Genomic DNA, 16,970 nt, shown 5'->3' on the forward strand with positions numbered 1-16,970 from the left:
AGATTGGATGCGCTGGCTTTTTCGTCTGCCGCTGGTTGCTTTGGCGGTTCTGGGTTTCCTTACGGCCGCAGTGGTCAGCAGCGAACCGCGGGTCGGGCCGTCGCCCGACCCGAATCCCATGGATTCCGTGCACGCCCACCAGCTCGCCAGCGACCTGCTCGACGCCTTGCAGGACCCCAGCCGCAACCACGCCGTCACCGTCACCCAGGTGCAGCTGGATGCGCTGGAGCGCCTCGTCAACCATGGCGTCGGCACCATCCGCCCCCGGTTCGAGATCGGGAAGAACGGCGCCGTTGCCGATATCACCATCGACCTTGGCCAGAAGGGCTATCTCAACCTGTCGGCCCATGTGCGCGAGAGCCGGAACGGCTTTCCGCCGCTGGCGCTGCGCATCGGCTCGGTGCGGGTGCCGAGCAAGGTCACCCGCTGGCTGCTCAACCGCAGCGTGACCGCGCTCGACCTGCCGCCGACGCCCGAGGCCCGGCTTGATCGCTTCATCACCCGCTTTGTGGTGTCCAGGCCGGGGCAGGCGGTGGTCAACATCCAGCCGGACCCGGAGCTGTTCGAGGGGCTCAAGGCCATGGCCCCGCATTTCAGCACCTCGGTCGATCCGGCGCTGGTGCGCTTCTACTACAACTCCCTGCTGGACCGGGACCTGCGCTCGGGCGTCGGGGCCAAGTCGTTCGCCACCTTCGTCAACACCACCTTCCGCATCGTCGTCCAGCGCAGCGAGCGGCGCGACCCGGCAGCCGAGACGCGGGCGGCGCTGGTGGCGCTGAGCATGATTACCCTCGGGCCGGACGCCAAGAACCTGGCGCGGATGGTGGCGCCCTTCGATGCGCCCTGCGTGCCCGAGCCGTCCCTGTTCACGCTGGCCGGGCGCACGGACCTGCCCAAGCACTTCTCCCTGTCGGCGGCGCTCTCCATCCTGTTCGCGGACCGCTTCTCCCGCGCGGCGGGCGAGTGGAAGGAGCTGAGCGACAGCGCCGCCAGCGGCGGCACCGGCTTCTCCTTCGTCGACCTGATGGCGGACCGGGCGGGCCTGCGCCTCGGTATGGCCGCCAATGGCGATCTCTCGCTTCTGCGGGAGGTTCAGTACGGCCTTGCCTATGTGGGCGACGAGCGGCTTCTGCCTGTCGCTGCGCTCAGGAGGCTGCGCGAGGGCCTGTCCTACAAGGCGTTCGAGGAGCAGTACGTCAGCATCAACGACGAGCGCTACCGCCAGATGATCGCACAGATCGATGAGGAGCTGGACCGCATTCCGCTCTACAAGGCGACGCCCAAGCCGGACATCGGCTGAGCCCGCGCGGCGCGCACCGCCTTTTCTTCACCGGCGTCCGGCAAAAGCAAAGCCGCGACGCTGCCGGGCAAGAACAGCGTCGCGGCCTCTGGATGATCAATGCTGCTGTCGGGCGTCTCAGTTCAGCCGCTCGATGGCGATGGCCGTGGCTTCGCCGCCGCCGATGCACAGGGACGCCACGCCCTTCGTTTTATTGTAGCGCTGCAGGGCTGACAGCAGGGTGACGATGATGCGTGCGCCCGATGCGCCGATCGGGTGGCCGAGGGCGCAGGCGCCGCCGTGGACGTTCACGGTTTCGGGATCGAGGCCCAGATCCTGGATGGCCGCCATGGCCACCACGGCGAAGGCTTCGTTGATCTCGAACAGGTCCACGTCGTTCCGGGACCAGCCGGTGCGCTTCAGCAGCTTCTCGATGGCGCCCACCGGCGCGGTGGTGAACCACTCCGGCGCCTGGGCGTGGGAGGCGTGGCCGGCAATGCGGGCCAGCGGCGTCAGGCCGCGCTCCCGGGCGGTCGACTCGCGCATCAGGATGAGCGCCGCCGCGCCGTCGGAGATGGAGGAGGAGCTGGCGGCGGTCACCGTGCCGTCCTTGGCGAAGGCGGGGCGCAGCTGCGGGATCTTGTCGAGCCTGGCCTTCAGCGGCTGCTCGTCCTTGGTGACCTCCACGTCGCCGCTGCGGGCCTTCACTGTCACCGGCACGATTTCCGCGTCGAACAGGCCGCCGTTGATGGCGTTCTGGGCGCGGGTCACGCTGCGGACGGCGTATTCGTCCTGCGCTTCGCGGGTGAACTGGTATTTCTGCGCCGTCGCCTCGGCGAACACGCCCATGGCCCGGCCGCGCTGGTAGGCGTCCTCAAGGCCGTCGAGCATCATGTGGTCGAGCACCTCCCCGTGCCCGATCCGCATACCGCCGCGCGCCTTGGGCAGCAGGTAGGGCGCGTTGGTCATGCTCTCCATGCCGCCCGCGACGATGATGTCCGCCGAGCCCACGGCAAGGATGTCGTGGGCGTCCATCACCGCCTTCATGCCGGAGCCGCACATCTTGTTGACGGTGGTGCAGGCCACCGAGTCCGGCAGGCCGGCATAGCGCACCGCCTGCCGGGCCGGGGCCTGGCCCTGACCCGCCTGCAGCACGCAGCCCATGATGCCCTGATCGATGTCCTCCGGCGAAATGCCCGCCTCAGCCACAGCGGCCCGGATCGCAACAGCGCCCAGCTCCGCCGACTTCACGCTCGACAGCTCGCCCTGAAACCCGCCCATCGGCGTGCGCTTGGCGCTGACGATCACTATGGGATCCGCAGTCATTGCACTCTCTCCCTCATTCTTCGGCTATGCAGGATGCCGCTCCCAGGCTGGCAGCCGGGGTATGGCGGCGATCAAATCCCCCGTTGTGGGGTGTCCTGCCCTAGACATAAGCGACGAGGTCTCGCCCGCGTCAACTATTTTGCTGCGGTGCAAAACGATCGTCCGGGAGCAGAGTCGGGCAACCGCGTGAAAATCGTGGGTGACGAACAGCAGGGCGACCCCGGTTTCCCGTTGCAGGTCCGCCAGCAGGTCGAGGATTTCCGATTTGGTCTGGGCATCGAGCGCGCTCACGGCCTCGTCGCAGGCCACAAGGCGCGGCTGGGAGATGAACGCCCGGGCGATGTTCACCCGCTGGTTCTGGCCGCCCGACAGCTCGTGGGGGTAGCGGTCCGCCAGCTGCGGGGAGAGGCCGACCCGGTGGAGCCACGCCGCCACCAGCGCCTTGCGCCCCCGCTGCGACAGGTCGCGGCGGTGGATCGACAGCGGCTCGTCGATGGAGGCGCCCACGGTCATGCGCGGGTCGAGCGCGCCGAAGGGGTCCTGATGGACGATCTGCATCTCCCGCCGCAGCGGGCGGGGATAGGGTGCGTGCAGCGGGCGGCCGTCCCATTCGATGGCCCCGGCCGATGGCGTCACGAGGCCGAGGAGGGCGCGGATGAGCGTGGATTTGCCCGAGCCGCTCTCGCCCACGATGCCGATGGCCTCGCCGGGGTAGACGGTGAGGCTGGCGTCGTCGAGGGCGCAGCGGGTCTCCCGGCCGAACAGCCCCCTGGGCTGGGTGTAGTCCACCCGCAGGCCGCGCGCGGCCAGCAGCGGACGGGCCGCCGGGCGCGGGGTATAGGCCGGTGCGGCGGGCAGGGTCGCTGCTTCGGCGAGCAGGCGGGTGTAGGGGTGCCGCGGCGCGGCGAGCAGCGTCCGGGTTTCTCCGCTTTCGACGATCCGGCCGTGCTGGAGCACGGCGATCCGATCGGCCACCTGCGCGGCGACGGCCAGGTCATGGGTCACGAAGGCCAGCGCCATGCCGTACTCCCGGCGCAGGTCGGCGAGCAGGTGGAGGATCTCCGCCTGCACCGTCACGTCGAGCGCGGTGGTGGGCTCGTCGGCGATCAGCAGTTTCGGCCGGGTGGCGAGCGCGGCGGCGATCATGGCGCGCTGCCGCTGTCCGCCCGAGAGCTGGTGCGGGTAGCGCCGGGCGATCTCCGCCGCATCGGGCAGCTTCATGCGGGCGAGCAGGTCGATGGCCCGGTCCCGCGCCTCCCGGCGGGAGAGCCTTTCGTGAATCCTGAGGGCCTCGCCCACCTGGTCGCCGATGGGGATGTGGGGCGTGAGCGAACTCAGCGGGTCCTGAAACACGAACCCGATGTCCCGCCCCAGCCGTTGCCGCATCTCGTGCGGCGGCAGGCCGATCAGCTCCTGCCCGTCAAAACGCACCGAGCCTTCCGTCCGTCCGTTGCGGGCGAGGAGGCCGAAGGCGGCGAGCAGGGTCTGGCTCTTGCCCGAGCCGCTTTCGCCGACGATGGCGAGCGCCTCGCCCTCCGCGAGGGTGAGGCTGATGCCGCGCACCGCCTCCACCGGTCCGGCCGGGGTGTCGAAGGTGACGCGGAGAGTGTCGATTTCAAGCAGGGACACAGGGTTACCGGTCTTTCGGGTCGAAGGCGTCGCGCAGGGCGTCCCCCACCAGGTTGAGGGCAAGGAGCAGGGCCGCCAGCCAGAGGGAGGGAATGAGGATCAGCCACGGGGCGGTCTCCAGCGTCTCGACGCCCTCCTTCACGAGGACGCCGAGGGAGGTCAGCGGCTCCTGCACGCCGAGCCCGAGGAAGCTGAGGAAACTCTCGACAAGGATCACCTGCGGCACGGTGAGGGTGGCATAGACGGCCACCAGCCCCAGCAGGTTGGGGACGATATGGCGGGTGAGCAGGCGCAACGGCCCCGCCCCGCAGGCCCGCGCCGCCTCGGCGAACGGCTGGTTCTTGAGCAGCAGCGTCTGCCCGCGCACGATCCGCGCCAGCGTCAGCCATTCCACCGCGCCGACGCCGATGAAGATCAGCCACAGACTGCGCCCGAACACCGCCATCAGCACGATGACGAAGAACAGGAACGGCATGGCGTAGAGCACATCGACAATCCGCATCATCAGGGCGTCCACCCGGCCGCCCGCCAGTCCCGCGACCGCGCCCCAGCCGATGCCGATGACCACGCTGACCACCGTGGCCAGCAGCCCGAGCGCCAGCGAGATGCCGGTGGCCAGCATCAGGCGGCCGAACAGGTCGCGCCCCACGCTGTCGGTGCCGAAGAGGTAGGCGGCGGAGGGCGCCTGCTCGATGGCGTCCCAGTTCACCACGTCCGCGCCGTGGGGGGAGAGCAGCGGGCCGAGGATCGCCAGCGCCGCCATCAGCAGCAGGACCGCGCCGCCCGCCCGCGCGCCGCGATGCCGCTGCAGCCGTTGCCGCCAGCCGATCCGCCCGGTGGCCGAAAACGCCGCCCCGCTCATGACCGCCGCACCCTGGGGTCGAGCCAGCCGTAGATCAGGTCGGTGGCCAGGTTGAAGACGACGATGAGGCCGCCGTAGAGCATCACCACGCCGAGCACGAGGGTGTAGTCCCGGTTGATCGCGCCCTGCACGAAATAGCGGCCGATGCCGGGCAGACCGAAGATGGTCTCCACCACCACCGAGCCGGTGAGCAGGCCCGCCGCCGCCGGGCCGAGGTAGCTCACCACCGGCAGGAGGGCGGGCGGCAGGGCGTGGCGCAGGAGGATGCGCACGGGCGACGCGCCTTTCGCCCGGGCGGTGCGGATGTAGCTCTCGTTCATGGTCTCGATCAGGCTGGCCCGCATCAGGCGGGCGATGGCCGCCACATAGGGCAGGGCGAGGGTGATGACCGGCAGGATCAGGAAGGCGGGCCGGCCGCCGCCCCATCCGGCCAGCGGCAGCCAGCGCAGCCACAGGCCAAAGACAAGGGCGAGGATCGGCCCCATGACGAAGGTGGGGATGACCTGCCCGCTCACCGCCAGCGTCATCACGGCCGCATCGAAGCGCGAGCCGCGCTTCAGCGCCGCCGCGCAGCCGAGGGTGAGGCCGAGCGCGGCCGCCAGCACCAGGGCCGCGCCGCCGAGCGCGGCGCTGACGCCCGCGCCGTCGCGGATCAGCTCGGCAACGGTGAAGTCCTTGTACTTGAACGAGGGGCCGAGGTCGAACCGGGCAAGGTCGGCGAGATAGCGCGCGAGCTGTTCGTGCAGCGGCGCGTCCAGATCATACTGGGCGCGCAGCTGCGCCTCCACTTCCGGCGGCAGGGCCCGCTCGGCGTCGAACGGGCCGCCGGGCGCCAGCCGCATCAGCACAAAGCCCAGCAGGACAATGGCCATCAGAGTCGGAATGGCCCCCAGGAGGCGGCCACAAATCAGTCGGAACATAGAGGTCAGCGTTTTGTCTGCGGCTTCAGGGCGGCCAGCGGATGCCGGCCCGCGGCGTTGTCGGTCCAGCCGCTCACGGTCTCGCTCACCAGTGACCAGCGCACCGGCACGAACAGCGGAATGGACGGCGCTTCCTCCACCAGCAGCTGCTCGGCGGATTTCAGCAGCTCGGTGCGGGCGGCGGGGTCGTCGGCGCTGCTGGCGTCCCGCATCAGCTGGTCCGCTTCCGGCACGCAGAAGCCGCCCACGTTCTCCGGCGCGTCGCACTGGTAGGGGGCGAGGAAAACGGCGGGCTGGTCGATCGGCAGCATCAGCGGGCGCAGCGTCAGGTCGAAGTCGCCCGACTTCGCCATGGTCTCGTAGGTGGTCACCGGGGCGACGGTTGCCGCCACCTCGACGCCCAGCGGCGCCCAGCCATTGGCGAGCACGGCGAGAATCTTCTGGTGCTCCGGCGCGGGCGGCAGCAGCACGGTCATCCTGAGCGGCTTGTCCGGCCCGTATCCGGCCTCCGTGACGAGGCGGCGGGCTTCGGTCAGCCGCTGCTCCATCGACCAGTAGGCCCAGGAGGGCAGGGCGGGCTCGCCGTAGCCGCTGAAGCCGGGCGGTACCAGGCCCTCGACCGGCACCATGGCCGGAATGTTGAACATCTGGCGGGACAGCCCGGCGCGGTCGATCGTCATGTTGAGCGCGCGCCGCAGGCCCACGTCCGCCAGCGGCCCCTTGGCGGTCTGGATCACGTAGCCATAGACGCCGAACGTCGGCTCCAGGCGGACCGTGGCCGGGTTCGGCACGGACCGCGCCTCGGCGAGGCCGCTGGTCGCGCCGCCCATCACCACGTCCGTCTGCTTCTCGCGGAAGCGCCGGATGGCGTCCAGCGGATCGGTTACGGCGTCAATGACGAGGCGGCCATAGGCCGGGCGCGCGCCGAGCACGGTCTGCTCGTTGGCCAGCAGGGTGAGGTGCTGGTCGGTCTGGGTTTCGATGCGATAGGGCCCAAGGCCGAGCAGGGTGGTCTGGTTCTGGTTTTTCACCTGCCGGACGATGGCGACGGACGGCTCGGCGAGCAGCGCCAGGAAGGCGGGCTGGGGCTGTTCGAGGGTGATCTCCACCACCGTGTCGGTCAGCGCGCGCACGCCCAGTTCGCGGGCGGGCATGCGCTTCTGGAGCACCGCTTCCCCGTTGCGGATGCGCGCCAGCCACTTGGCCAGCGGATGCCGGGTCTGGGGCGAGAGCATACGGCGGAAGGAGGCGACCACGTCCTCCGGCGTCAGCGGCTTGCCGTCGGCCCACTGCACCGTGCGCAGGCGGAAGATGTAGCTGAGGCCGTCCTCGCTCACCCACCAGCTCTCGGCGAGGCCCGGCACGATCTGGCCGGAGGGATCGACAGTCACCAGCCCCAGATGGGTCTCGCCCGCGAGAATCCGCTCCGGCGTGGTCTCGGCCTGATGCGGATCGGTCGTCGAGAGGACGCCGAGCACGGTGACCCGCAGGTTGTGCTCCTGTTCCGTCTCGGACGGCTTGCCGCGGCATCCGGCCAGCACCGCCACCGCCAGCAGGGCGAGAAGGAGACGCCGCAGCATCATGACCGCGCCTCCCGGGAAGCGGCGGCAGACGCGTTGGCAGGGCCCGCTCCGGCGGGCTTCAGGCGCAGCGTGCGCGAGGGGTGCACGTTGGCGAGGTTGTCCACCCAGCCCTCGACGGCCGGGCCGACCAGCGATTTGGAGACGTAATGGTAAAGCGGCAGCACGGGCACGTCTTCCACCAGCATGGCCTCGGCCGCGCGCAGCGCGCGGGTGCGGGCCGCCGGATCGGCTTCGGCGAGGGCGGCTTTCACGGCCGCGTCATAGCGGGGATTGGCATACCCCGGATAGTTGAGCGCGCCGGCATCCGACAGGAAAATCGAGAGAAAATTTTCCGCCCCCGCATAGTCGGCAATCCAGCCTGATCGCGCCATGGTGAAATCACCTGATTTGAGCGACGAAAAGTGCACCGCCGCTTCCGTATTGGCAAGTCTGGCGATAACGCCGAGCGGCTTCCACATCTGGCTGACCGCCAGGGCGACGCGCCGGTGCTCCACGTCCGTGTTGAAACGGATTTCGAACACCAGCGGGCGATCGGGGCCGTAGCCCGCCGCGCCGAGCAGACGCTGCGCCTCGGCGAGGCGCCTGGGCCGGGGCCAGCGGGCATAGGAGGGCAGGACGGCGGGGCCGTATCCGGCAAGGCCGGGCGGCACCACGCCCCAGGCCACGGGCTGGCCGAGACCGATCACCTTGTCCACCAGGATGTCCCGGTCCACCGTCATGGCGAGGGCGCGGCGCACCCGCACGTCGTCAAACGGCGGGCGGCGGGTGTTGAAGGCGAAGTAGTAGCTGCCCCGGTAGGGCGCGATGCGGACGGCGTCCGGCACCTCGCGCCGCAGCAGCGGCAGGTCGCGCGCGGGAAAATCGGTGAGCACGTCGGCGCTGCCGGCGCGGAACAGGCGCAGGGCGGTCTGGTCGTCCTGCACCGGCCGGTAGGTCACGCCCGCAAGCGCCACGTTGGCCGCGTCGTGGTAGTGGGGGTTGCGCTCCAGCCGGAGCGCGCTGTGCAGCCGCCATTCCTTCAGCCGGAACGGGCCCGAGCCCACCAGCGGGCGCTGCCGCACCCAGGCGTCCCCGTGTTCGGCGAGCAGGCGGGCGGGCAGAACGGTGGCGGCGGCGTGGGCGAGCAGTTCGGCGAAGGCGGGGAAGGGGCGCGCCAGCCGGATCTCGACCGTGCGCGGGTCAACCGCCTGCACCGCCAGCCGCTCGGGCGGGGCCGCTCTGCCCGCAACTTCGGGCGCGCCGTCGATGGCCTGGAACAGGCTGGCGTTGGGGGCGGCGGTCTGCGGCGTCATCAGGCGGCGGAAGCTCGCCACCACGTCCTGCGCCGCGAGCGGCGTGCCGTCGGAGAAGCGCAGGCCCTCCCGCAGGGTGAAGCGCCACACGAGGCCGTCGTCCGAGACGGTCCAGTGCTCGGCAAGGCCCGGCTCCACCTGCCCGTCCGCGCCGTAGCGGGTCAGTCCCTCGAACAATTCGAGCGCGACGCGCACGTCCTCCACGGTCGAGACCTTGTGCGGGTCGAGGCTCTGCACCTCGTCGCTGCCGAGGCGCACCAGCACGCCGGGCTCGCGCCCCGTCGCCGGGGCGTCCGGCTGACCTGCGCCGCAGGCGGCGAGCAGCAGGAGCCCCACGCCCGCAGCGGCGCGCGCCAGCGCCCGGATCAGTCGCCGGCCCTGCAGTCGGCCCCTGGAGGCGCGCTGCGCCATGGAATGTACTCCTTCGGTAACGCCTCAGTCCTGCGGCGTGTCGAACGCGAGAAGACGGCCCCCGTGGAACCCGAGGGGTGCGCCCGGCCGGGTGGAGAGCTGTTCCACCTCGCCCACGAGGATCTCGTGGTCGCCGCCCGGGTAGACCGCCCAGGTGCGGCACTCGAACGTGGCGAGCGCGCCGGGGATCAGCGGCAGGCCGCCGAGGCCGGTCTCGACCGTCAGGTCGCGGAACTTGTTCTCGTCCGTGCGGGCGAAACGCAGTGCCATGTCTTCCTGGTCCGCCGCCAGCACGCATATGGCGAACCGGGGCGCCTTGCGAAAGGCCTCCGACGAGGGGGTGGTCCTCTGCACCGACCAGAGCACCAGCGGCGGCTCCAGGCTGACCGAGGCGAAGGAGTTGATGGTCATGCCGACGGGCCGGCCCGCGGCGTCGAGGGCGGTGACAACGGCAACGCCCGTCGGATACCGGCCGAGGGCGGTGCGGAAGGCGCGCGGGTCAATGGTGCGGGGCATGGAGTTTGCGGGGGCCACGGCCGTGTCTGACATGATCTCAACCTGGTCTCTGCACTCTGGACTCTGCAAGGGTGGTGCGGTTCCTCCGTTCATAGCCGTTCCTGCTTGAATTGCCATGCCGGATCACTTCGGGAACACACATGTTGCCGACGAGAAAATCTTTGTTGCCGGATGGATTTTCTCGCCCTCGCCTGCCTTGATGGTCTCCGGCAGGCGCAGTACACCAGAGTCATGACTCTGGAACGTATTTCACAGCGCCCCGCCGTAGCCGAGAGCGTGCTGCCGCTCATCGGCAATACCCCGCTCATCAAGCTTCAGCGCGCGTCGGCGGAAACCGGCTGCACCATTCTGGGCAAGGCCGAGTTTCTGAACCCCGGCGGATCGGTCAAGGACCGGGCGGCGCTGGGCATCATTCAGGATGCGGAGGAGCAGGGCCTGCTGCGCCCCGGCGGCGTGATCGTCGAGGGCACGGCGGGCAACACCGGCATCGGCCTGGCGGTGGTGGGCAACGCCAAGGGCTACAGGACGATCATCGTCATGCCCGAGACCCAGTCGCAGGAAAAGAAGGACACGCTGCGTGCGCTGGGCGCGGAGCTGATCCTCGTGCCGCCCGCGCCCTATTCCAACCCGGGGCATTACGTGCACACCTCGCGCCGCATCGCCGAGGAGACGCCGAACGCCATCTGGGCCAACCAGTTCGACAACACCGCCAACCGCCTGGCGCACATCAAGACGACCGCGCCCGAGATCTGGGAGCAGACGCAGGGGCGCATCGACGGCTTCACCTGCGCCGTCGGCACCGGCGGCACGCTGGCGGGCGTGGGGCTCGGGCTCAAGGAGTTCAACGAGGACATCGTTGTCGCCCTCACCGACCCCTACGGCGCGTCGCTGTACAACTATTACGCCAAGGGCGAGCTGAGCGCCGAGGGCAGCTCGGTGGCGGAGGGCATCGGCCAGAGCCGCATCACCGCCAATCTGGAGGGCGCGCCCATTGACGACTGGTTCCGCGTCTCCGACGAGGAAGGCCTGCACTACGTCTACGAGCTGATGCAGTACGAAGGGCTGTGCGTGGGCCTCTCCACCGGCATCAACGTGGCCGGGGCGGTCAAGCTGGCCCGCAAGCTGGGGCCGGGCAAGACCATCGTGACGATCCTGTGTGATTCCGGCCGGCAGTACCTCTCCAAGATCTTCAACCCCGAATGGCTGCGGGAGCGGAATCTGCCCGTGCCGCCCTGGATGGCCGCGAATTAGGCTCGACCTGCCGCTTTCGAATTGCTAGAACAGAAATCCTAGAGAGAAAGCGGCTGAGATGAACAGGGCAAAACTCGGGATCGTTGGTCTTGTCGGCGTGTTGACGGGCCTGCTGATTCTGGCTGCCATCAATGTGGAGCCGCTGTTTTCCTCGTCGCGCGATCAGCAGTCCGAGTCGGTTCTGATGATGCTGGGCTACGAGCCGGGCAACGCCCTGCCGACCCTGCCGGCCGTGGAGCGCCCCGTGCTGGTGGAATGCCCCGACTCCCTGCCGCAGCATCCGTCCACGGTTTGACATCACCAACCTGACGTCACCCGTCTGACGTCATGCGCTTGACGCCACCTGTCTGACGTCACCTGCCGCCTGCCTTCCCCCTGTTCCGGGAGCCGGCCTTGCAAGCGCGGGCGTTTAGGCGTTGGGCCTGGCGCATTTTCCCGTTAACAATCTGCGCTTCCGAAGCCACCGGGCGCGGCCAGGGTGCTGTGCCCGTTTCCTGCTTTGTGTTCGGGAAGGGAGAATACGCCGATGCGTCTGTCTAAAACGGTGCTGGGGCTGGCGGCAGGGGCGATTGCGCTGGCTGTCGTCTTCGTGGTGCAGAGCGGCCTGTTCGCCGAGCGCGCCCTGCCATTGCTGGCGAGCCAGCGGGACAAGGTTGCCCGAATCACCATTCAGCATGACAGCCAGACGCTCACCTTGCGCAAGGGCGGCGACGGCACGTGGCTTGTGGAGACCGCGGGCGAGGCCCCGGTGCGGGAGGGGCTGGCCGAGGCGCTGCTCGATGATCTGGCGGGCATGACCCTGGTGCAGAAGGCCGCCGGGCCGGCGGGGTCGAGTCTCGACGGGTCCGGCGACTTCGCCATTGCCCTGGCGGACGAGGCGGGGGTTGCCCTCGCGCTGTTTGCCCTGCGCCCGGGGGAGGGGCTGCCCGAGGGGCAGGCGCTGGTGGTGCCCGAAGGCGGCGCGCCGGTGGTCGCGGGCCGGGTGCCGGAGATCAACCTCTCGCCGGAGCACTGGGCGGACGTGTTCATCCCCCGGCTGGAGGCGAAGCGCGTGCGCGTGGTGCGGGTGATGACGCCCGATGCCCGCATGACGACCTATGAGCGCGCGGCGCCGGACGCGCCGTTCCAGCGCGTGGCGGGCGACGCCGGTGCGCCGGTCGATGGCGAGTCGATCCGGCGGGCGCTCGAGGCGGTCGAGGGGCTGGCATACGATCAGGTGCGTCAGGCGGGGGAGCTGGCCTGGACCGGCGCGACCATGCTCATGGCTGAAACATTCGACGGCGTGGCGCTGACGCTGCTCGGCGCGTCGGGCGAGGACGGGATGTGGGTGCGGGTCAACGCCCACTACCAGGCGCCGGGCGAGGGCGCGTCCGATGCCGCCGCGAATGCCGAGGCGGAGCGCTTCAACCGCATGCGCGCCTTCGCCTTCCGTCTGCCGCCCGAGACGGCGGACAAGCTGAAGGGGCTGCTGCGCTCCTGAGCGCGGCAGCCGGCCTGTCCCGCTCTCGCCCCTTTCGAAACAGCGGGCGGTTTCTTACATGGCGGGCAGTGACTGCATCATTCGACAAGAGGGAACGTGGACACCATGGCCGATCGTGACGCGGTGAAACCAGAAAGCTTCGGCTTCCAGGCCGAGGTGGCCCGGTTGCTGCACATGATGGTGCACTCGGTTTACTCCGAGCGTGAGATTTTCCTGCGCGAGCTGATTTCCAACGCGGCGGACGCCTGCGACCGCCGCCGCTACGAGGCGCTGACCCAGCCGGATTTGCTGGGCGATACGCCGCTCGAGATCCTCATCGCCATCGACAAGCAGGCGAAAACGCTGACCCTGTCCGACAGCGGTATCGGCATGAGCCGGAGCGATCTGATCGAGAACCTGGGCACCATCGCCCGCTCCGGCACCGCCCGGTTCATGGAGGCGGTGAAGAACGCCGAAGGCAAGGCGGCGGCCAGCGCGCCGGATCTGATCGGCCAGTTCGGTGTCGGCTTCTATTCGGCCTTCATGGTGGCGGACAAGGTGCGGGTGGTCAGCCGCCGCGCCGGGTCGGACGAAGCCTGGGCGTGGGAGTCGGACGGCCTTGGCAGCTTCACCGTCGAGCCCGCCGAGCGGGAGGCGGTCGGCACCACCATCACCCTCCACATGAAGGAGGACGCGGCGGAGTTTCTGGAGAAATACCGCCTCTCCACCATCATCCGCACCTATTCGGACCACATCGCCATTCCCATCAAGCTGACCGAAGGCGACGCGGCGGCGGCGGACACGGTCAACACCGCCCAGGCGCTGTGGACCCGGCCCAAGTCCGAAATCGGGGAGAAGGATTACGCGGAGTTCTACCGCCACATCTCCGGCCTGTTCGACGAGCCGCTGCGGACCCTGCACTACAAGGCGGAAGGCAAGCTGGAATACACCTGCCTGCTGTTCACGCCGGGCATGGCGCCGTATGACCTCTACGATCCCGAGCGCAAGTCGAAGGTGAAGCTCTATGTGAAGCGAGTCTTCATCACCGACGACTGCGAGGAGCTGCTGCCTGCCTGGCTGCGCTTCATGCGCGGCATTGTCGACGCGCAGGATCTGGCGCTGAACATTTCCCGCGAAATGCTCCAGCACAACCCGGTGCTGGCGGCGATGAAGAAGGCCATCACCGGCAAGGTGCTGGGCGACTTCGCCCGCATGGCCGAGAACGAGCCCGAGACCTACGCCAAATTCTGGGAGCAGTTCGGCAAGGTGCTGAAGGAAGGCCTCTATGAGGACTTCGAGCGCCGCGAGGAGCTGCTGAAGCTGGCCCGCTTCAAGTCCTCCGCGCAGGAGGGGCTGACCAGCCTTGCCGAATACGTCTCGCGCATGAAGGAGGGCCAGAAGGCCATCTACTACCTCACCACCGAGGACGGCGCGGTCGCAAGCCCGCAGCTGGAAGGCTTCAAGGCGCGCGGCGTCGAGGTGCTGCTGCTCACCGACCCCATCGATGACTTCTGGCTGGGCGTCGTCACCGAGTTCGACGGCAAGCCGTTCCAGTCCATCACCAAGGCGTCCGCCAGCGACCTCTCCGCGCTGGGCGAGGCCGGGGATCTGGGCGAGGCCGCGCCCGCCGGGGACGTGGCCCGCCTCATTGCCGTGATGAAGGGCGTGCTGGGCGACGCGGTGAAGGACATCCGCGCGTCCGAGCGCCTGACCGACAGCCCGGTCTGCCTGGTGGCGGACGAGGGCGACATGGACCTGCGCCTCAGCCGCATGCTCAAGGCCCACGACCGGCTCAAGACCGTCGCGCCCCGGGTGCTGGAGATCAACCCGCGTCACGAGCTGGTCCGCCAGCTGGCGGCGCGCTCGGGGCAGGAAGGCCAGTACGACACCATCGCGCTGGCCAGCCACCTGCTGCTGGATCAGGCCCGAATCCTGGAAGGCGAGCCGCTGCCCGACCTGCCGGGCTTCGCCAGGCGCATGAGCGACGTGCTGCTGCGTCTGGCGCAGTAACGCCATCCCTCCGGAAAGCCTGAAGGCAGGGGGAGTCACACTCCTCCTGCCGGTGTCCCTTGCCGTCCTCGGGCCGCGCACGGAGAACCGCAGGCGCGGGGCCGCGACCGGCGCGAACGCCGCCACGGTCAGCATCAGCAGAAAACAGAACAGCCCCGGCATACCCGCCTCCCGTGGTTGCAGTCCGGTCTCACGCCTGTCCCGCAAACAGGAACACGAGCACGCTCCCTTCTCCCATGGGGCGTTTCCGTCATCAATAGGTTTTTGACGATTTCTGGTCGGTATTCGACCATAAAGGGAGGCGGCGGCGGGACAGCGCCATCCCTCGCCTTGGATATGTCATTGAATTAATTCATTGAATTTGCGCGGTTTTTACTGAGTTGACGCCCGGGCCGTCGCCAAAATGAAATCGCCGGAGCGGATGGGCCGCTCCGGCGATTGGCGGGATTTCTCCCGTTGTCCAGAAGCTCTCCAGAAGGAGAGCAGGAATGCTGGAACTCGTCATCCTTCCGGCCTTGATGGTGCGCCGAATCACGGTTTCCCTCAAGATCCGGCTTGCCCCCGCGCCTTGCGGAACGAGCTACTGACGAGGTTGCGGCACAGCACCCACAGGCCGGTGTAGTTGGCGCGGTTGTAGGTGCCCCGGGTGCCGAACTGCTGCATGAGCGCGCGGTGCGCCTTGCCCAGGTTGTGGTAGGGCACCGAGGGCAGCAGGTGGTGCATGGCGTGGTAGCGCAGGCCGACCGGCGCCCAGAGGGCGGCGAGCGGGTTGGGCGGCGGCACGTTGGCGCTGTCGAGGAACTGCTCGGTGAGGGTCATCGGCTCGCCCTCGTTCTCCCACAGGTGGGCAACGAGGGTGCGGACCTGGTTCAGCACGGCCACGCCCGAGATCACGGCCATGACGGTCATCAGCACCGACCAGTGGACCACGCCCGTTGCGGTGAGCGCCAGCCAGCCGATGGCGTAGAGGCTGGTGAGCGTCTCCCACAGCGGCCAGTCCTTGTGCGCCATGCGCTCCTTGGGGTCGCGGCGGAAAGCCGGGTTGATGACCAGCGACGAGTAGCGCTCCACCACGATGTGGCGGAACCGGGGCGACAGCAGCGAGAGCGGCGCCAGGATGCCGTAGCGCAGCAGCAGGCCCACCGGCGCCAGCGCCGAGGCCAGCAGGAACAGCGCCAGCATCCGCGGCGGCATCAGGGCCAGCGGCAGATATTCCGGGTCGCCTGCCGTGCCGTAGCGCGTGCGCGAGTGGTGGATGTTGTGCACGCCCTCGTACATGAACGAGGGGATCATCAGCGGCACGCCGACGATCAGGTTCCAGAAGCGGCGGAAGCCCGGCATGGCCCGCGGGTTGAGGTGGGACAGCTCGTGGATGAAGCCGAGCGCCCGGTAGAGCGCCAGCACGGCAAAGGCGCCGAAGGCCAGCTTCAGCCACACGCCGGCGGTGGCGATCGTCAGCGCGAGCGCGCCGTAGCCAAGGATCACGCAGGCCAGCAGATCGGTGTAATAGATGGCAGGATTGGGCTTGCCGAGGTCGCGCGCAATCTTGCCGGCCGCGCGCAGCAGTTCCTGGTCCTCGGTCGGACGGGCGACCGAAGCTTCGGCTTCCACCTCTGCGGCCTTTACTGCGGTGTAGGCGTTCATCTCGCGCTTTCGAACTGTGTTACTCGGGGGAGAGCGGCGGCTCGGCCGTCGCCTGCGCGCAGGGTCCGGCCTTTCCGCTCAGCCTGCACTCTCGCGCGGCCATGTGGCCACATTAGGACACAGATCGGGCCAAAGGGTGATGCTGGCAACGGCTTGACCCGGCGCGGGATCGGGAAGATACTTGCACATACATCGAACGACGGAAGGGCGATGAAGCCGACCTCGACCTACAGCCTGGATGACTGCTCCTGCCTGCGGCTGCGCAAGCTCGCGCGCCGGGTGACGCAGATCTATGACCACGCCCTTGCGCCCACCGGCCTGTCCACCAACCAGTTCAGCCTGCTGGCCCACGTGTGGTTTCTGAAGAACCCCACGGTGTCCCAGCTGGGGGACCATCTGGTGATGGACCCCAGCACTGTCACGCGCAACCTGCGCCCGCTGGTGGAGAAGGGCTGGATCAAGATGCAGGTGAGCGAGTCGGATCGCCGCCAGCGGGAAGCCAGCCTCACCGAGGCGGGGTTGAAGGCGCTGCGGGACGGCGTGCCCTACTGGGAGTCGGCGCAGGCCAGGCTGGTCGAGCTGCTGGGCGCGGCGGACGCTGCCTCCATGAACACCACGCTCGACACCGCGCTCAGCCGCCTGCGCACCGCCTGACCTTCCATTGTTGCTGCCACGGAAACACAGGGTCTCTCCAGCAGGGCCGATAACTGCATATACAAACATCTCCGGATATGGTTGTATATGCACGCAATGGCGCTCCGGCCGGATCTCCGGTTGAGTCTCCGGCT

General features: G+C 68.9%; 14 protein-coding genes. 6 read left to right on the top strand and 8 right to left on the bottom strand.

Annotated elements, in window-relative coordinates; translation table 11 throughout:
• The first annotated feature begins 118 nt into the window (after positions 1-118).
• Positions 119-1,300, top strand: a complete 1,182-nt coding sequence (locus ACSJJU_RS12795) for a hypothetical protein (protein WP_435915941.1) — start codon at positions 119-121, stop codon at positions 1,298-1,300.
• Between the two features lie 117 nt (positions 1,301-1,417).
• Here the strand turns inward: ACSJJU_RS12795 and ACSJJU_RS12800 are convergent, their stop codons facing one another.
• From ACSJJU_RS12800 to ACSJJU_RS12830, 7 genes are read right to left on the bottom strand one after another with little or no spacing between them, the layout of a single operon-like run.
• Positions 1,418-2,605 (bottom strand): acetyl-CoA C-acyltransferase, encoded by a 1,188-nt coding sequence (locus tag ACSJJU_RS12800; protein ID WP_435915942.1) that lies wholly within the window; start codon positions 2,603-2,605, stop codon positions 1,418-1,420.
• 24 nt (positions 2,606-2,629) lie between these two features.
• Entirely contained in the window at positions 2,630-4,234 is a 1,605-nt protein-coding gene (locus ACSJJU_RS12805) for a dipeptide ABC transporter ATP-binding protein (protein ID WP_435915943.1), read from the bottom strand.
• A 4-nt stretch (positions 4,235-4,238) separates the two neighbouring features.
• Positions 4,239-5,096, bottom strand: a complete 858-nt coding sequence (locus tag ACSJJU_RS12810; RefSeq protein ID WP_435915945.1) for an ABC transporter permease — start codon at positions 5,094-5,096, stop codon at positions 4,239-4,241.
• Positions 5,093-6,016 (bottom strand): ABC transporter permease subunit, encoded by a 924-nt coding sequence (locus ACSJJU_RS12815; RefSeq protein WP_435915947.1) that lies wholly within the window; start codon positions 6,014-6,016, stop codon positions 5,093-5,095. Before ACSJJU_RS12815 ends, ACSJJU_RS12810 begins: the two co-directional genes overlap by 4 nt.
• 5 nt (positions 6,017-6,021) lie before the next feature.
• Positions 6,022-7,599 carry a peptide ABC transporter substrate-binding protein gene (locus ACSJJU_RS12820; RefSeq protein ID WP_435915948.1) on the bottom strand — a complete coding sequence of 526 codons (1,578 nt, stop codon included), beginning with the start codon at positions 7,597-7,599 and terminating at the stop codon, positions 6,022-6,024.
• Positions 7,596-9,302: a peptide ABC transporter substrate-binding protein gene (locus ACSJJU_RS12825; protein WP_435915950.1), complete on the bottom strand. Its 1,707-nt coding sequence runs from the start codon at positions 9,300-9,302 to the stop codon at positions 7,596-7,598. The genes ACSJJU_RS12820 and ACSJJU_RS12825 overlap by 4 nt, the downstream gene beginning before the upstream one ends.
• A 24-nt stretch (positions 9,303-9,326) precedes the next feature.
• Entirely contained in the window at positions 9,327-9,851 is a 525-nt protein-coding gene (locus ACSJJU_RS12830; protein WP_435915951.1) for a flavin reductase family protein, read from the bottom strand.
• Between the two features lie 198 nt (positions 9,852-10,049).
• On the opposite strand from ACSJJU_RS12830, the gene ACSJJU_RS12835 reads away from it, so the two are divergent.
• The 4 genes from ACSJJU_RS12835 to htpG all read left to right on the top strand — a co-directional run bounded on the left by ACSJJU_RS12835 (position 10,050) and on the right by htpG (position 14,538).
• Positions 10,050-11,069 carry a cysteine synthase A gene (locus tag ACSJJU_RS12835; RefSeq protein ID WP_435915952.1) on the top strand — a complete coding sequence of 340 codons (1,020 nt, stop codon included), beginning with the start codon at positions 10,050-10,052 and terminating at the stop codon, positions 11,067-11,069.
• A 58-nt stretch (positions 11,070-11,127) separates the two neighbouring features.
• Positions 11,128-11,364, top strand: coding sequence for a hypothetical protein (locus ACSJJU_RS12840; RefSeq protein WP_435915953.1), 237 nt, complete (start codon positions 11,128-11,130; stop codon positions 11,362-11,364).
• 231 nt (positions 11,365-11,595) lie between these two features.
• On the top strand, positions 11,596-12,549 hold the full coding sequence (locus tag ACSJJU_RS12845) for a hypothetical protein (RefSeq protein ID WP_435915955.1): 954 nt from the start codon (positions 11,596-11,598) through the stop codon (positions 12,547-12,549).
• A gap of 105 nt (positions 12,550-12,654) precedes the next feature.
• Positions 12,655-14,538, top strand: coding sequence for a molecular chaperone HtpG (htpG, locus tag ACSJJU_RS12850; RefSeq protein ID WP_435915957.1), 1,884 nt, complete (start codon positions 12,655-12,657; stop codon positions 14,536-14,538).
• 543 nt (positions 14,539-15,081) lie between these two features.
• Here the strand turns inward: htpG and ACSJJU_RS12855 are convergent.
• A complete protein-coding gene (locus tag ACSJJU_RS12855) occupies positions 15,082-16,182 on the bottom strand; it encodes a fatty acid desaturase family protein (RefSeq protein WP_435915959.1) in 1,101 nt (366 codons plus the stop codon).
• Positions 16,183-16,392: 210 nt separating this feature from the next.
• Here ACSJJU_RS12855 and ACSJJU_RS12860 point away from each other — a divergent pair, with 210 nt between their 5' ends.
• A complete protein-coding gene (locus ACSJJU_RS12860; protein WP_435915961.1) occupies positions 16,393-16,836 on the top strand; it encodes a MarR family winged helix-turn-helix transcriptional regulator in 444 nt (147 codons plus the stop codon).
• Positions 16,837-16,970 lie beyond the last annotated feature (134 nt).

The organism is Pedomonas sp. V897 (genome assembly GCF_051304405.1).
GTDB lineage: Bacteria > Pseudomonadota > Alphaproteobacteria > Sphingomonadales > Sphingomonadaceae > Pedomonas.

Bases quoted from the DNA above. Each gene is read 5' to 3' on its own strand.
- ACSJJU_RS12795 (WP_435915941.1), top strand. From the start codon at position 119: ATGGATTCCGTGCACGCCCACCAGCTCGCCAGCGACCTGCTCGACGCC.
- ACSJJU_RS12800 (WP_435915942.1), bottom strand. From the start codon at position 2,605: ATGACTGCGGATCCCATAGTGATCGTCAGCGCCAAGCGCACGCCGATG.
- ACSJJU_RS12810 (WP_435915945.1), bottom strand. From the start codon at position 5,096: ATGAGCGGGGCGGCGTTTTCGGCCACCGGGCGGATCGGCTGGCGGCAA.
- ACSJJU_RS12815 (WP_435915947.1), bottom strand. From the start codon at position 6,016: ATGTTCCGACTGATTTGTGGCCGCCTCCTGGGGGCCATTCCGACTCTG.
- ACSJJU_RS12820 (WP_435915948.1), bottom strand. From the start codon at position 7,599: ATGATGCTGCGGCGTCTCCTTCTCGCCCTGCTGGCGGTGGCGGTGCTG.
- ACSJJU_RS12825 (WP_435915950.1), bottom strand. From the start codon at position 9,302: ATGGCGCAGCGCGCCTCCAGGGGCCGACTGCAGGGCCGGCGACTGATC.
- ACSJJU_RS12830 (WP_435915951.1), bottom strand. From the start codon at position 9,851: ATGTCAGACACGGCCGTGGCCCCCGCAAACTCCATGCCCCGCACCATT.
- ACSJJU_RS12835 (WP_435915952.1), top strand. From the start codon at position 10,050: ATGACTCTGGAACGTATTTCACAGCGCCCCGCCGTAGCCGAGAGCGTG.
- ACSJJU_RS12840 (WP_435915953.1), top strand. From the start codon at position 11,128: ATGAACAGGGCAAAACTCGGGATCGTTGGTCTTGTCGGCGTGTTGACG.
- ACSJJU_RS12845 (WP_435915955.1), top strand. From the start codon at position 11,596: ATGCGTCTGTCTAAAACGGTGCTGGGGCTGGCGGCAGGGGCGATTGCG.
- htpG (WP_435915957.1), top strand. From the start codon at position 12,655: ATGGCCGATCGTGACGCGGTGAAACCAGAAAGCTTCGGCTTCCAGGCC.
- ACSJJU_RS12855 (WP_435915959.1), bottom strand. From the start codon at position 16,182: ATGAACGCCTACACCGCAGTAAAGGCCGCAGAGGTGGAAGCCGAAGCT.
- ACSJJU_RS12860 (WP_435915961.1), top strand. From the start codon at position 16,393: ATGAAGCCGACCTCGACCTACAGCCTGGATGACTGCTCCTGCCTGCGG.